The sequence below is a fragment of the Pseudomonas sp. App30 genome, from assembly GCF_047947025.1.
In the GTDB taxonomy this organism is placed as follows: domain Bacteria; phylum Pseudomonadota; class Gammaproteobacteria; order Pseudomonadales; family Pseudomonadaceae; genus Aquipseudomonas.
Map to the genome: position 1 here is coordinate 2814057 of NZ_CP133165.1, position 12286 is coordinate 2826342.

12 protein-coding genes are annotated in these 12286 nt (G+C 63.8%); 1 reads left to right on the top strand and 11 read right to left on the bottom strand.

Annotation, left to right across the window (positions count from 1 at the left end):
• Positions 1-48 precede the first annotated feature (48 nt).
• From thiO to RAM80_RS13085, 7 genes are all read right to left on the bottom strand, one after another.
• Positions 49-1152 (bottom strand): glycine oxidase ThiO, encoded by a 1104-nt coding sequence (gene thiO, locus RAM80_RS13055; protein WP_416426948.1) that lies wholly within the window; start codon positions 1150-1152, stop codon positions 49-51.
• A 25-nt stretch (positions 1153-1177) separates the two neighbouring features.
• Complete coding sequence (locus tag RAM80_RS13060) at positions 1178-1582, bottom strand: type IV pilin protein (protein WP_416426949.1); 405 nt, start codon at positions 1580-1582, stop codon at positions 1178-1180.
• Positions 1583-1594: 12 nt separating this feature from the next.
• Positions 1595-4714, bottom strand: a complete 3120-nt coding sequence (locus RAM80_RS13065) for a pilus assembly protein (protein ID WP_416426950.1) — start codon at positions 4712-4714, stop codon at positions 1595-1597.
• Positions 4704-5165 (bottom strand): pilus assembly PilX family protein, encoded by a 462-nt coding sequence (locus tag RAM80_RS13070; RefSeq protein ID WP_416427470.1) that lies wholly within the window; start codon positions 5163-5165, stop codon positions 4704-4706. The genes RAM80_RS13065 and RAM80_RS13070 overlap by 11 nt, the downstream gene beginning before the upstream one ends.
• A 65-nt stretch (positions 5166-5230) precedes the next feature.
• Positions 5231-5953: a PilW family protein gene (locus RAM80_RS13075; protein WP_416426951.1), complete on the bottom strand. Its 723-nt coding sequence runs from the start codon at positions 5951-5953 to the stop codon at positions 5231-5233.
• Positions 5950-6438, bottom strand: coding sequence for a type IV pilus modification protein PilV (gene pilV, locus RAM80_RS13080; RefSeq protein WP_416427471.1), 489 nt, complete (start codon positions 6436-6438; stop codon positions 5950-5952). Before pilV ends, RAM80_RS13075 begins: the two co-directional genes overlap by 4 nt.
• On the bottom strand, positions 6435-6899 hold the full coding sequence (locus RAM80_RS13085; RefSeq protein WP_416426952.1) for a GspH/FimT family pseudopilin: 465 nt from the start codon (positions 6897-6899) through the stop codon (positions 6435-6437). Before RAM80_RS13085 ends, pilV begins: the two co-directional genes overlap by 4 nt.
• 143 nt (positions 6900-7042) lie before the next feature.
• Here RAM80_RS13085 and RAM80_RS13090 point away from each other — a divergent pair, with 143 nt between their 5' ends.
• Positions 7043-7558, top strand: coding sequence for a GspH/FimT family pseudopilin (locus RAM80_RS13090; protein ID WP_416426953.1), 516 nt, complete (start codon positions 7043-7045; stop codon positions 7556-7558).
• Here the strand turns inward: RAM80_RS13090 and ispH are convergent.
• The 4 genes from ispH to ileS are packed head-to-tail and all read right to left on the bottom strand — an operon-like array spanning position 7538 to position 12285.
• Positions 7538-8482, bottom strand: a complete 945-nt coding sequence (ispH, locus tag RAM80_RS13095; RefSeq protein ID WP_416426954.1) for a 4-hydroxy-3-methylbut-2-enyl diphosphate reductase — start codon at positions 8480-8482, stop codon at positions 7538-7540. The two genes, RAM80_RS13090 and ispH, sit on opposite strands and share 21 nt — an antisense overlap.
• A gap of 33 nt (positions 8483-8515) precedes the next feature.
• On the bottom strand, positions 8516-8953 hold the full coding sequence (gene fkpB / locus RAM80_RS13100; RefSeq protein ID WP_416426955.1) for an FKBP-type peptidyl-prolyl cis-trans isomerase: 438 nt from the start codon (positions 8951-8953) through the stop codon (positions 8516-8518).
• Complete coding sequence (gene lspA / locus RAM80_RS13105; RefSeq protein WP_416426956.1) at positions 8946-9461, bottom strand: signal peptidase II; 516 nt, start codon at positions 9459-9461, stop codon at positions 8946-8948. The genes fkpB and lspA overlap by 8 nt, the downstream gene beginning before the upstream one ends.
• The gene (gene ileS, locus RAM80_RS13110) at positions 9454-12285 is read right to left on the bottom strand and encodes an isoleucine--tRNA ligase (RefSeq protein ID WP_416426957.1); all 2832 of its coding nucleotides are present in this window, start codon (positions 12283-12285) and stop codon (positions 9454-9456) included. Before ileS ends, lspA begins: the two co-directional genes overlap by 8 nt.
• Between the last annotated feature and the right edge of the window lies 1 nt (position 12286).

A 12286-nucleotide genomic window follows, 5' to 3' on the forward strand; every position in this document is an offset into this window, starting at 1 on the left:
GGCTGCGTCCGGGGCCCACGCGACTTTCCTGGAACTACGGCTACGCGGCTATGCCAAACGTTCGGTGGGGTTGTAGGGGGCGGGGTCGATGATCGGCTCGCGCCCCAGCATCAGGTCGGCGAACAGCTGGCACGAGGCCGGCGCCAGCACCAGGCCGTTGCGGTAGTGGCCACAGTTGAGCCACAAACCCTCGAAACCTTCCAGCCGGCCAATGAACGGGATGCCTTCCGGCGACCCTGGCCGCAAGCCCGCCCAGTGTTTCACCGGCGTCGCCTGCGCCAGCGCCGGCAACAGTTCCACGGCCGAAGCCTTGAGGCTTTCCAGCGCACTGACGGTCGGCGTCTTGTCGTAACCTTCATGCTCCAGCGTGCTGCCCACCAGGATATGCCCGTCGCGCCGCGGGATCGCGTAGCGCCCCTTGGCCAGCACCATGCTCGGCAGGAAGTCCGCCTCGCACTTGAACAAAATCATCTGGCCCTTCACCGGCTCCACCGGCAAACGCACGCCCAGGCTTTCCAGCAGGTCGCCGCTCCAGGCGCCAGCGGTCAGCACCACCTGGTCGGCACGTAGCACGCCCTCGGCCGTGTCCACCCCGACCACTGCCTGCCCGTCGCGCAGGAAGCCGCGCACCTCGCAATGCTCACGCACGGTGACGTTGGCGCAGGCCTGCAGCGCAGCCTTCAGCGACTTCACCAGGCGCGGGTTACGCACGTTGGCCACGTCGGCCATGTACACCGCGCTGCGGTAGCCACCGCCCAGCACTGGCACGTCGTCGTAGGCTGCGGAAATATCCACCTTGCTCAGGGGCCGGTTCAACCGCACCGCCCAGGCCAGGGCTTCGTCCTCGTCGGGCAGGTCCAACCAGTACAGGCCGGTGGTATGCACCTCAGGGTCGATGCCGGTGTCGGCAAACAGCCGCGCGCCCAGTTGCGGGTAGAAGTCCTGGGACCAATGCGCCAGCGCCGTCACCGCCGCGCTGTAACGCCAGGGGTACAGCGGCGAGACGATGCCGCCGCCCGCCCACGACGACTCCTGGCCCAGGCCTGAACGGTCCAGCAGGGTTATATGGCCCACGTGGGGGGCCAGGTTGAGGGCGGTCAGCAGGCCGATGACGCCGCCGCCGACGATGATCAGTTCTTGTTGTGTGGGCATGCTTGGTCCAAGGGTGAAAAGGTGATCAACGGCCCCAGCAGGTGGCCAGGCTGGTGGAGCCGCTGACAGTGCGGGTGCCATCCTGCTGCAGGGTAAAGATGCCGCAGGTATCAGATGCCATCAAGGTACCGGCAATCGGCGTGGCTGTCAGGGTATAAGTGGTCGCCAGGCGGCTGGTGAACTGCACGGTGTACCAGGCGTTGCTTGACGGCGGCGTGAAGCTCGAGGTGCCATCGGCGTAAGAACCGGTCTTAGAATAGAAACGCTCCAGGTTCTGCGCCGTCTCCGACATAAGCTCGACGATCTCCGCCCGGTGCGTGCGCCTCACGTAGTTGGTGTACGAGGGATAGGCAATGGCGGCCAGGATGCCAACGATCGCCACCACGACCATCAGTTCTACCAAGGTAAAGCCAGCTGTCTTGCTACGCATGCTCATGTTCCTTCATTGAATTTGCCGCCACATGATCCGCCCTGGCGACGTTGTCACCCCCAGCTCCCCTTGGGACTTTTTCTCGCCACTGGACAGGTTGACGATTTTCACCTGGGCGCCATTGGTCGAAAGGATAGCGTTGATGTTGGGGATACCCGTCGAGTAGTAAACCCCGGCGACGATAGTGTCACTTGAATTGACCAGCAGGTCCCCCGTGGTGTCCAGGACCGGGTAGCTGAACATGCTGCCATTGATGGCGTCCAGCTCCACAAGGTAGCCCGAGCCCTGGCTGGAACAGGGGTCGGTGGTATCGACGTAGGCCGTGGTGAAGATGATCCGCCCGTTGGTGGTCAGGGCCGGGTAGATCACCCGCTGGCCGGTCAGCTGGGTACCCAGCACCAGCGGCAGGTACCAGCCCTTGAGCGAGGCATAGTTGGTGGCCGTCGTGGATGTCAGCAAGTACTGGCTGGTGCCCACGGTGGTGATGGCGGTGATCGACTGGGGCTGCAGGTTGGCCACGGTGTAGTTGCCGGCACCGTTGTCGGCGTCCCACACCGCGTAGAACCCCTGGGCGGCGGTGGTGGTCTTGTCCGCTGTTTCCAGCAGCTTGCCAGTGCCGAAGTACACCATCTTGCCGCTGGTGGTGTTGTTGATCAGCAGCGGTTGCGCGGTAATGGGCTGGTTGGCGCCGCCTGGGGCGGTGAACAGCGGGTTGCCGGAAAACGCCACGCCCCAGCTGGCCGTGGAAGTGCTGCTGAGGTCGAACTTCCACATGTGCCCCAGCAGGTCGCCGCCGTAGGCAGCCTGCACCACGTTGGAGGCGTTGACCTTGAGCTTCACTGACGACAGCCCGTTGCTGCCGTTGGTACTCTCGGCGACGATCTCCTTGATCAGCGCACCGGTGGCCAGGTTCACCACGAACAGCGAAGCCACGCCTTTGGTGCTGCCATAGCCGTTGGCGATGAACGCGGCCCAGGTGCCATCGGGCATGCGCGCCACTTCCGGCTTCGAATAGGCGTAGCCCAGGTTGGCGAACGCCGTGGCGGTGTCGGGGCGCAATTCCCACAGCGCCTTGACCACGTTGCCGGCGGTGGCGTCGTACAGCTGGATAGCCTCGTAGGCCTTGCCACCGGCCCCGGTGCCTCCCAGCGCCAGGGTCTTCCAGCCGCTGTTGATCTGCGCATCGTAGATGCCTATCTGCCCATCGTTGAGGAACGCGTGGGCAGTGCCATTGATGTAGCCGGTGTCCGACACCTTGTACAACGATGCCAGCGCCGTCGAGGGCATGTAGGCGTAGGTCCGCGCGCCCGTCGCGGCGTTGAGGACGTTGGTGTAGCCGTCGTTGGCGTTCACCACCAGGCTGGCGGTCATGCCGGCGGCCTTGGTGGCCAGGTAGGCGGTGTACGTGGTGTCGTTGGTCAGGTCCGAAGCGGTTTGCGCGGTGGGCGATGCCAGGGCCAGGGTCGAGTTGATGATATCGCCCATCAGCACGCTGCGCGTGCGCAGCCCGGTGATGTTGGTGCCCTGGCTCCAGGCCACCAGGTTGGCACCGGTGATGCCGGTGGGCAGGTTGGCGTTGAGCACCGCCTGCTGCGCGCTCGAGTAGTTGCCGTAGGCCATGGTGATGGGCGCGGCGGTGCTGGTGTTGTACGACTCGAACAGCGGCGTGATGGTGCCTGCCGCCATGGTGGTGTTGGTGGTCCAGGTGGGCGTGGTGCCGATGACCCCGGTGCTGCTGAGTGGGTAGTTGTTGACGATGCCGCGCCAGTCCACCGGGTCATACAGGGTCTGGTAATAGGCCGTGCTCGCGCTCAGGGTGGATGAACTGGTGGTACCGGCGCCCCCGGAGCCCGCCTTGGAGGTGATGTCGCTCAACGCCGAGGACAACGCAGTGGTCAGGGTGGCGCTGTCGGTGGCCAGGTAATACTTGCCGTGGCCATAGCTGGCGGTGTCGAGCAGCATCTGGTTGCTGGCGGTGAAACCCACGGCGTAGGTCGACATGTTCTGCGTGGGGAAGTCCACCGCGTCCCAGCTCTTGCCGGCGGCATCGGTGCCGTTGCTGGCAGTGCGCATGTCGATGTCGTAGGCGAACTTGGCAAGGTCATCGAGGTACAGCGTGTCGCCCTCGGCATCGCCGTTGAGGTTGTTGCCGTCGTTGTTGATGCCGTCCCAGTTGGGCAGGTTTTTGCCACCCAGAGGATCGTTGGTCGGGAACGTCCGGTCATAGGTGGGCAGGCCGTCGGTGATCACCACGCCGAAGTTTTTCTGGCAACGCCACTGGATGGGGCTGGTGTAGGTGTTGGGCGTGGAGTTGTAGTACGGCGCCATGCCGCGCATGTAGCGGGTGATTTCGTAGTAGGTTTCTGCCAGCGGCGTGTTGGAGCTGGCGGTCAGCGCGGCGATGGAGTTCTTCAGGTTGTTGAAGTTGCTGTCCGCCGTGGCCTGGCTGACGGCGGTCACCGTGCCGCTTGCCGCCACCGGCGACAGGTCACTGATAGCCTGGGCGATCTTGCCGCCGGGGCCGGGGTCTGAGTTGGTCGGCGGGTTGAAGGTGGCCAGGCCGATGCGCAGCGCCCGGTTGGCGGTGATCAGGCTGGTGGCCACGCTGATGGCCGTGAGGATCCGCGTGCTGTTGGTCACCGTGATGGTGTTGCCGGCGATGGCCTGGGCCACCAGGTAGTTGATGTAGTTGATCGGGTAGCGGGTCAGGCCGCTGCCACGGGGGTCGGGCAGCGTCAGGCAGAGCACGGTGGTGGCATTCTTGTAGAACGAATATTGGCCGCTGCTGCAGTAGGAGGTGCTGAGATTGCCCACGAACACGTAGTCGGCGCTACCGTTGCTGATGGCGTTACCCGGGGCATAGCCACCACAGATGAACAGGATGCACCCGCGCGTTACTGCGTAGCTGGTGGGGTAAGTCAGTGCGGAGTTGAAGCCCGAGTCCATCAGGATGCTGTCCATGCTGCCGGAGTTGTCCACCAGCAGCATGAGGTTGGGCGGCACGGCGGCGGCGCTCAACAGCGGCGAAGTCGAGGGCGCGAACGCGTCAGCGGGGGTGCCGATGAACAGGGTCAGCACCAACCCCATGAGCAGGCTCAGCCACCGTGGCAATGGCTGCTTGTTACTTGACATAGATGCTCTCCACCACGCTGCGCGGGTTGGTCGTGGCTACCGCGGTGAAGCCGATGGCCGTGATGCGATAGAGCGAGGCGCTGGTGGTACCCGAGGTGTTGTTCACCGGATCGCTGGTGGTGCCCACCAACTGCACGCCGTAGAAACCGGTGGTGCCCACGGCGACCCAGGTGATGCCCGCAGTGCCGTACACCCCTGCCGCGGTGACGTTGTTGTAGTCCGACGCTGGCGGCGGCGCGCAGCCGGCGACGCCCGAGCAGGCCGTGAGGCTGTACGAGGTGGCGGCCACCGCGTTTTCGCCCACGCGCAGTGCGGCTTCGGCAGCCTGGAAGGTGGTGTTGCGGGTCTGCGCACTATTGGCCATCTTTTCCTGGAGAGTGGCGTTCTGCATGGACGAGACGCCGATCATGGTGATCAGCAGCAACATCACCAGTGCCACTAACAACACCATGCCCTGCTGCCTTCCGCCGCCGGGGGCGCAGCTGATATTTCGCAGGTTGCTCAAGGGCGCCTCCTTCAGGGCAAGCGGTTGCGAATGCCCGCCACGGCCGCGAACGTGCGCGGCTGCAATCGGCCATTGGGGTCGGTGAGGGTCAAGCTGATCCGCACACTGCGGATCAGGCCGGGCGTGACGGGTGCGGCGCTGTAGGACGTGATGGGGCTGGAAAGGCTGGTGTCGGTGGCCACGCCGAACATCACGCCGAAGCTGCTGACATTGCTCAGCAACGTGTACGCCGTGGTACCAACGGTGGTGGTCAAGGTCTGCGCGCTGCTGTTGTAGGTGTAGATGACCTTGCGGATCGGCAATGCCATCTGCCCGGTGCCCGCGGCCTTGGCGCCGCCGTAGGCCGTGGCCGGGCTGGTGATGCAATCGGTGAGAATTGTCCAATTGGGTACGCCACCACTGCTGCCGACATCACCGGTAATCAGCGTCAACACTTGCGTGGTGCCAGTGGTGACGTAGCTGATCGGCTTGGCAGCTGCCAGCTGGAAATCAGGGGCACTGGCATCGGCCGTCACCGTGGCGATGCAGCCGAACATGCCCACCATACGCACCTCCTGGAGCATTTTGCTGAGACCGTAGCGGGCGTCTTCCTGCATTGCCGCGGCGGCGTTCTGCGCCAGGTAGGTGTTTTTTGCGGAGACAAAAATCTGCGTCACCCCCAGCAGGATGACCAGCCCCAGGGTCAACGCCACCATCAACTCGATCAGCCCGAAGCCGGCTGCCTGCTTTCTCATTGGGTCACCGTGGCGTTGTTGAAAGCTCTGGAGACCAGCGTGAAGGTCTGCGTGGTGGTGGGGTTGGTTACCGTGGTGGCATTAATGGCGTTGAGTGACATTCCGGCACGCGAATCATCCCAGGTAATAGTGATGGTAATCACGTTGCTGGCGATGGCAATGGTGCCTTCCCCCGTGTTGTTGCTGAAGGTGGCGATATTGCTCTTGAAGTCGGACCAGTCGTACGCACGCGGGTTGGTGGTGTCGGTGCTGGTCGCTACGGCCTTGGCCGAGGCCAGGCTGTAATTCGCCCCACTGTTGGCGCGGATACGGTCCAGCATGTCATAGGCTATGAAGCTTGCCTGGGTACGCATGGATGAACTGTCGGTGTATTTCAAGGCATTGAGCTGGATGGCCGCTGCCCCCAGCAAGCCGATGCACATCACCAGCAAGGCCACCAGCACCTCAATAAGCGAGAAGCCCCGCTGCATCGGTTTCAAGCTCATGAGCATACCCCGCTCAATACCACGCGCCCGTTCAGGCATACCCCAAGGTTGCGGGTGACCGTAGCCTGGGTGTAGGTGAACGTGAGCGCGGCCGCCGGGTAGGTCAGCCCCCCAAGGTTGTTGAATTCGATGTAGGTGGGTGCCGTGTTGAACGTCAGGCCCGCGCTGCTGGACATGCCCGGTATGACCCGCAATGTAGTACCCGTGGAGCTCAGGGTGATGTTCAGCACGCCGGTCCAGACGCCTGGGCTGGCCGGCGTGATACGCACGCTCAAGCCGCGATTGATGGCTTCCAGCCGGGTGTAGTTGAGGGCCCGGTACAGGTCACCAGTCTCGGAGTCGGCACGGTTGTTAGCGATCAGGGTGCTGAAGGAAGGCAATGCGACAGCGGCCATGATCGCCAATATCGCCACGGTCACCACCATCTCCACCATGGTAAATCCATTACGTCTTGAATCCATTTTCCCCACTCCCCCCGGATGCGCTGGACTATAAACCAGCAGTGCCTGCGCCAAAGCACGGCACAGGATATACGGTTGTTCCAGAGGGATCAGCGTTCATCTGTACAAAGACGTCTCGGGTTTGCCACGCAAGGAGCACCGGCATGCACCAACAAGGTTTTTCACTGCTGCAATTGATGATCGCCACGGCGGTCGCGGGGGTACTGATGCATCTGGCAGTGCCCCACTACCAGGGCATGACCCAGGCACTGCGTCGCCAGGTGCTGGCGCAGGAGCTGCACGACAGCCTGCGTGCCGCGCGCACCGAGGCGGTGCTGCGTGGCCGCGATGTGCTGATGCATCCACTGGAAGGGAACTGGGCCAACGGCTGGCGGATCGTGGTGGCGCCTGACGAGGCAGTGTTACGGGTGCACCAGGGCAACCCCAAGGTGCGGGTGCAAGGCAACGGCCCGGTGCGTGAGCAGGTGCGCTTCAATGCCAATGGCTGGGGAAGGCTGGAAGGCGGCGGCTTTCTGGCCGGTACTATCCATGTGTGCGATGGGCTGGGCTACAGCGATTATCAGGTGGTGGTGGCCATGTCCGGCCGCGTGCACCTGACAAACAAAAGGGCCCATGAGGCCCTTTGTTCAGTACAACGTTCAGATCGCCTTGACGCGTAGTTCCTTGGGCATCGAGAACGTGATGTTCTCCGGGCGGCCGTCCAGTTCCTCGGCGCCCGTGGCGCCCCACGCATGCAGCTGGTCGATCACGCCGCGCACCAGCACTTCGGGTGCCGACGCGCCGGCGGTGATGCCGATGCGCTGCACGCCGTCGAACCAGGCCTTTTGCATGTCCTCGGCACCGTCGATCAGGTACGCCGGGGTGGCCATGCGTTCGGCCAGCTCGCGCAGGCGGTTGGAGTTGGAGCTGTTGGGGCTGCCCACTACCAGCACCACGTCGCACTCGTCGGCCAGCTGCTTGACCGCGTCCTGGCGGTTTTGCGTGGCGTAGCAGATGTCGTCCTTGCGCGGGCCGCCGATGTTGGGGAAGCGTGCGCGCAGGGCGTCGATGACGCGACTGGTGTCGTCCATCGACAGGGTGGTCTGGGTGACGAAGGCGAGGTTGTCGGGGTTGCGCACATCGAGCGTGGCAACGTCCTTCTCGTCTTCCACCAGGTAGATGGTGCCGCCGTTGGTGGCGTCGTACTGGCCCATGGTGCCTTCCACCTCGGGGTGGCCGGCGTGGCCGATCAGGATGCATTCGCGGCCGTCACGGCTGTAGCGGGCGACCTCGATGTGCACCTTGGTCACCAGCGGGCAGGTGGCGTCGAACACCTTCAGGCCACGGCCCGCGGCTTCCTGGCGCACGGCCTGGGAAACCCCGTGGGCGCTGAAGATGACGATGACGTCGTCCGGCACCTGGTCCAGTTCCTCGACGAAGATGGCCCCGCGGTTGCGCAGGTCTTCGACCACGAACTTGTTGTGCACCACTTCATGGCGCACATAGATCGGCGGGCCGAAGACTTCCAGGGCGCGGTTGACGATTTCGATCGCCCGGTCCACGCCAGCGCAGAAGCCACGGGGGTTGGCGAGTTTGATTTGCATGCTAGGCCTCGTGTCAGCGCGCTGGCGTCAGGCTCAAAGAGCCTTGACGTCGATGATTTCCACTTCGAAGTTCAGAGTCTTGCCAGCCAGCGGGTGGTTGAAGTCGACGGTCACTTGCGCGTCGTCGAACGCTTTTACCACGCCAGGCAGTTCAGTATTGGCCGCGTCGTTGAAAATCACCAGCAGCCCTTCCGACAGCTCCATGTCCTGGAACTGGGAGCGTGGCATGATTTGCACGTTCTGCGGGTTGGGCTGACCGAAGGCGTTCTCCGGCGGCACGACCACGGTGCGCTTGTCCCCGGCCTTGAAGCCGAAGATGGCGGCCTCGAAGCCTGGCAGCAGGTTGCCGTCGCCCACCTTGAACACGGCCGGGGCCTTGTCGAAGGTGCTGTCGACGGTGTCACCGTTTTCCAGGTGCAAGGCGAAGTGCAGGGTCACTTCGGTGTTTTGAGCGATACGCTGCTCAGTCATTGACCGCTTCTCCGGTTTTCTTGCTCTTGAACATATCCAGGGCCAGCATCACGGCGCCCACGGTAATGGCGCTGTCGGCCAGGTTGAACGCCGGGAAGTACCAGCGGTTCTGCCAGTGCACCAGCACGAAGTCGATCACGTGGCCCAGCACGATGCGGTCGTACAGGTTGCCCAGCGCGCCGCCCAATACCAGCACCAGCGCCACGGCCAGCCAGTTCTCGTTGCGCCCCAGGCGCTTGAGCCACACCAGCAGCACCGCGCTGACCACCACGGCGATCAGCGCGAACAGCCAGCGCTGCCAGCCCGAGCTGTCAGCCAGGAAGCTGAACGCCGCACCGGTGTTGTAGGCCAGGGTCCAGCTGAAGTAGTCGGGAATGACCACCATCTGCTGGTACAGGCTCAGGTTGCTCTGGAAGTAGAACTTGCTGGCCTGGTCGAGGACCAGGACCAGCACGCTCAGCCAGAGCCAGCCCAGGCGCCCGAAGCGCCCGGCATCGGCCTTAGGCATAGTGACGTACCTCACCGGCACCGCTGATGTTGTCGACGCAACGGCCGCAGATTTCCGGATGCTCGGCGTTCACGCCGATGTCATCGCGGAAGTGCCAGCAACGGGCGCACTTGGTGTAGCCGGACTTGACCACTTTCAGCTTCAGGCCCGCCACTTCGGTGACCACGGCATCGGCCGGGGCATCGACGAACGGCGCGACCGTGGCCTTGGAGGTGATCAGCACGAAGCGCAGCTCGTTGCCCAGCTTGGCCAGGTCGGCGCTCACGGTTTCGTCGGCGTACAGGGTGACTTCGGCCTGCAGGTTGCCACCGATGGCTTTCGCCGCACGCTGGTTCTCCAGTTCCTTGTTGACCGCGGTCTTCACCGCCATCACGCCTTCCCAGTACTGGCGACCCAGCTCGAAGCCTTCCGGCAGTTCGGTCAGGCCCTGGTACCAGGTGTTGAGCATCACCGATTCGTTGCGCTCGCCCGGCAGGTACTGCCACAGCTCGTCGGCGGTGAACGCCAGGATCGGCGCGATCCAGCGCACCAGCGCCTCGGAGATGTGGAACAGCGCGGTCTGGCACGAACGGCGTGCGGTGCTGTTGGCGCCGGTGGTGTACTGGCGGTCCTTGATGATGTCCAGGTAGAAACCACCCAGCTCCTGCACGCAGAAGTTGTGGATCTTGGAGTACACGTTCCAGAAGCGGTATTCGCCGTAGTGCTCTTCCAGCTCGCGCTGCAGCAGCAGGGCGCGGTCGACGGCCCAGCGGTCCAGGGCGATCATTTCCTCGGCCGGCAGCAGGTCGGTGGCCGGGTTGAAGCCCGACAGGTTCGACAGCAGGAAGCGCGCGGTATTGCGGATACGACGGTAGGCGTCGGCGCTGCGCTGCAGGATGGTGTCCGACACGGCCATTTCGCCCGAGTAGTCGGTGGCCGATACCCACAGGCGCATGATGTCGGCGCCCAGGGTGTCGTTGACCTTCTGCGGGGCGATGACGTTGCCCAGCGACTTGGACATCTTGCGGCCGTTCTCGTCCACGGTGAAGCCGTGGGTCAGCAGCTCGCGGTACGGCGCGTGGTTGTCGATGGCGCAGCCGGTCAGCAGCGACGAGTGGAACCAGCCGCGGTGCTGGTCGCTACCTTCCAGGTACAGGTCGGCGCGCGGGCCGGTCTCGTGGCCCATCGGGTGCGAACCGCGCAGCACGTGCCAGTGGGTGGTACCGGAGTCGAACCACACGTCCAGGGTGTCGCTGATCTTGTCGTACTGGGCAGCTTCGGCGCCCAGCAGCTCGGCGGCGTCCAGCTTGAACCAGGCCTCGATGCCCTCCACTTCGACGCGCTTGGCGACTTCTTCCATCAGCTCGACGGTGCGTGGGTGCAGCTCGCCGCTTTCCTTGTGCAGGAAGAACGGGATCGGCACGCCCCAGTTGCGCTGACGCGAGATGCACCAGTCCGGACGGTTGGCGATCATCGAGTGCAGGCGCGCCTGGCCCCAGGCCGGGACGAACTTGGTCTCTTCGATGGCTTTCACCGCGCGGTTGCGCAGGGTGGCGCCTTCGGTCGGCTGCTTGTCCATGCCCACGAACCACTGCGCGGTGGCGCGGTAGATCAGCGGGGTCTTGTGGCGCCAGCAGTGCATGTAGCTGTGGCTGATGGTCTCGGTGTTCATCAGCGCGCCGACTTCGGCCAGCTTGGCGATGATGTTCGGGTTGGCCTTCCAGATGAACTGGCCACCGAAGAACTCCAGCGAGTCCACGTACACGCCGTTGCTCTGCACCGGGTTGAGGATGTCGTCGTTGACCATGCCGTACTTCTTGCAGGTCACGAAGTCGTCTTCACCGTAGGCAGGCGCCGAGTGAACCACGCCGGTGCCGGCGCCCAGTTCCACGTACTCGGCCAGGTAGACTGGCGAAGTGCGGTGGTAGAACGGGTGCTGGAAGTGAATGTTTTCCAGGGCCGAACCCTTGGCGGTGGCAATGACGTTACCGGTCAGGCCGTAGCGGCTCAAGCAGGCTTCCACCAGCTCTTCGGCCAGGATCAGCAGGCGGTCACCGACGTCCACCAGGGCGTAGGTGAAGTCCGGATGCACGTTCAGCGCCTGGTTGGCCGGGATGGTCCACGCGGTGGTGGTCCAGATGACGATGGCGGCGGTCTTTTCCAGGCCCGGCAGGCCGAACGCGTCGGCCAGGCTCTGCTGGTCGGCGACGTTGAAGGCTACGTCGATGGTGTCGGATTTCTTGTCCTGGTATTCCACTTCCGCCTCGGCCAGGGCCGAACCGCAGTCGAAGCACCAGTTCACCGGCTTGAGGCCCTTGAACACGAAACCGTTCTTGACCATTTCCGCCAGGGCACGGATCTCGCCGGCCTCGTTGGTGAAGTTCATGGTCTTGTACGGGTTGGCCCAGTCACCCAGCACACCCAGGCGGATGAACTCGGCCTTCTGGCCCTCGATCTGCTCGCTGGCGTAGGCGCGGCACAGTTCGCGGGTCTTGTCGGCACCCAGGTTCTTGCCGTGGGTGACTTCCACCTTGTGCTCGATCGGCAGGCCATGGCAGTCCCAGCCCGGCACGTACGGCGCATCGAAGCCGGCCAGGGTCTTGGAACGGATGATCATGTCCTTGAGGATCTTATTGACCGCATGACCGATGTGAATGCTGCCGTTGGCGTACGGAGGACCGTCGTGCAGGACGAACTTTGGACGGTCCTTGCCAATCTCACGCAGCTTCTGGTACAGGCCAATGCTGTCCCAGCGCTGCAGAGTTTGCGGCTCGCGCTGGGGCAGGCCGGCCTTCATTGGGAAGGCGGTGTCCGGAAGGTTTAGCGTGGCTTTGTAGTCGGTCATT